Consider the following 314-nt stretch of genomic DNA (forward strand, 5'->3'; position numbering starts at 1 on the left):
CGCTTCGCTTCATGTCAAGCACAACAGACGGTCGCATGCGCATCCTTTCTTATCGAAACTCGTTGAGATGATATGCAATCAAGAATAGAATTTCAAGAACTTGTATGGGTCCACCACATATTGCAATTTTTACTCTCACGTAAAATATAGTCCACTGGCGTCATCAGTTCGAGTGATTTATGTGGCACTGTTGCAAAGTTAGCGATGAGGCAGCGTTTTGTCTTATTCAAAGGCCTTACATTTCAAAAACTCTGCTTACCAGGCGCATTTCGCCCAGGGGATCACCATAATAAAATGCTGAGGCCTGGCCTTTG

The 314-nt window shown here is 43.6% G+C and carries 1 pseudogene; it reads right to left on the reverse strand.

What is annotated here, in order from left to right:
* Positions 1–235: 235 nt before the first annotated feature.
* A pseudogene (locus ACMWLG_RS25935) lies at positions 236–314 on the reverse strand (IS6 family transposase); the annotation flags it as partial.

The sequence above is a fragment of the Enterobacter sp. 01-M-02-SI-ECC genome (assembly GCF_047530595.1).
Taxonomy (GTDB): domain Bacteria; phylum Pseudomonadota; class Gammaproteobacteria; order Enterobacterales; family Enterobacteriaceae; genus Enterobacter; species Enterobacter cloacae_M.